Source organism: Psychrobacter sp. (assembly GCF_035469765.1).
Lineage (GTDB): Bacteria > Pseudomonadota > Gammaproteobacteria > Pseudomonadales > Moraxellaceae > Psychrobacter.
Window position 1 is genome coordinate 1 of the sequence record NZ_DATIRM010000147.1, and the last position, 2043, is coordinate 2043.

The 2043-nt window shown below is 43.3% G+C and carries 2 protein-coding genes; one reads left to right on the forward strand and one right to left on the reverse strand.

Translation table 11 applies throughout. The features are described from left to right. A partial coding sequence (gene cysS / locus VLN09_RS04150; protein ID WP_422662699.1) for a cysteine--tRNA ligase occupies positions 1-1003 on the reverse strand: 1003 nt, incomplete at its 3' end. A 256-nt stretch (positions 1004-1259) separates the two neighbouring features. Between cysS and VLN09_RS04155 the strand changes: the two genes are divergently transcribed. Next, positions 1260-1859, forward strand: coding sequence for a cob(I)yrinic acid a,c-diamide adenosyltransferase (locus VLN09_RS04155; protein ID WP_325243965.1), 600 nt, complete (start codon positions 1260-1262; stop codon positions 1857-1859). Positions 1860-2043: the final 184 nt, after the last annotated feature.

Here is a 2043-nt window from a genome sequence, read left to right on the forward strand (position 1 = left end):
CTTCACCTTTTTGTTGTTCAGCAACTTTTAATGCTTGATATAATCTACTTAGGCTATTATGAGCTTCATCCAAGGCACTATCAGAGAAGTTTACTTGGCTACGATAATGGCTTGATAATAAGAAGAAGCGCACTGTCTCAGGCAGATACTTTGCCATCACGTCTCGAATGGTAAAAAAGTTCCCCAATGACTTGGACATTTTTTCGCCATCGACATTGATAAAGCCAACATGCATCCAGTTGCGCGCGTATTCACAGCCGGTCGCTGCTTCGGATTGGGCAATCTCATTTTCATGATGCGGGAACTGCAAATCATGACCGCCGCCATGGATGTCAAAGGTATTACCAAGGCATTTGGTCGACATCGCTGAGCATTCAATATGCCAACCTGGACGTCCTTGACCCCAAGCTGATGCCCATTGCGGCTCATCAGGTTTCGCCGCTTTCCATAACACAAAATCAAATGGATTGCGCTTGTCGTTTTCGACTTCAACCCGCGAGCCTGCCTGCATATCATCAAGGTTACGCTTAGACAATTTGCCATAATCAACAAAGCTATCAACCGCATAGTAGACATCGCCATTATCACCTGCGTAGGCATAATCATTGCTAACCAACGTCTCAATCATCTGCTGCATCTCATCGATATGATCGGTCGCACGCGGTTCTGCATTCGGTGATTGGCAGCCAAGTGCTGTCGCATCTTCATGCATGGCAGTAATAAAACGCTGGGTCAATACGCCAATCTCTTCACCATTTTCGGCAGCACGAGTGATGATTTTGTCATCGATATCCGTAATATTACGTACATAATTTACGTCATAGCCCAATTGTGCTAGCCAACGTACTGCCATATCAAAGCCAACCATCACTCGAGCGTGACCGATATGACAATAATCATAAACCGTCATGCCACACACATACATGCCAACTTTGCCCTCAACAAGCGGTTTGAATGCTTGCTTGCGTCCAGTAAGTGAGTCATAGATGACGAGCTGAGACATCGCGTCTGCAAGAGGTGTGGTCATAGTCATAAAGCCTTTAAATTAAAAGTATAAGAAAAAAACAAGCCTAGCAATCATGTCCGCTTAGCCAATAAAAAAGCGCCGATATAAGCAAATCACGCCTAAATACATGGCAAAGAGAACACTAATATAAAACTTAACCCATTATCTTAGCGAAAATGCTCGTAAAATACTACAATGAGCGCGCAAGTAAGACTCTGTAATGATGAAAATACTGACAGTTAAGGATAAAAATATGGGCAATCGTTTAAGCAAAATTTATACGCGTACTGGCGATGATGGTAGTACTGGCATGGCAGATGGCAGTCGTGTTAGTAAGGCGGATAGCCTATTTAGTGTGATGGGTGATGTAGATGAGCTCAACTCGCATATCGGTTTAGTACGCGCGCAGCTAACGCAAACGGCGATTGAGCATACTCAACAAGCTGACTTTGCTCAAGCTTTGGTCATTATCCAACATTTATTATTTAATATCGGTGGTGAGCTATCGATGCCAGAATATGAAGGCGTCAACCAGTCTCATATTGAGTGGCTTGAGCAGCAAATCGATGCGATGAATACCACGTTGCCACCGCTTAAAGATTTTATCTTACCGACAGGCTCATTATTGGTCAGCCAATTGCATGTGGCACGTACTGTCTGCCGCCGTGCTGAACGCCAAGCCGTACTATTGCAACAACAGCGCCCACAAGCTATTCGACCGACAGCGGTCAGCTTTATCAATCGTTTGTCGGATTGGCTATTTGTCGCTGCACGTTTTTGCACGAACCCTGAACAGGTCTCTGAAGTCTTATGGGACAGTCAAGTATTACAAAAATTCGCTGATAACCGATAAGCTCGCTAGTAGCCATGTCTAGCAGCTATAGCTAGTAACTATACCTAGTAACTAGCTATAGTTATCTACAATACAAAACGCCCGAATCTATTAGATTGCGGGCGTTTTTCTACAACTAAATATACTTTTTTAATTAATAAGCAGTGGAATTATTAATAAGTTGCTTCTTTATCTTAAATAATGA

Excerpts from the sequence above, each read along its gene's own strand:
- VLN09_RS04155 (WP_325243965.1), top strand. The coding sequence starts at position 1,260 with ATGGGCAATCGTTTAAGCAAAATTTATACGCGTACTGGCGATGATGGT.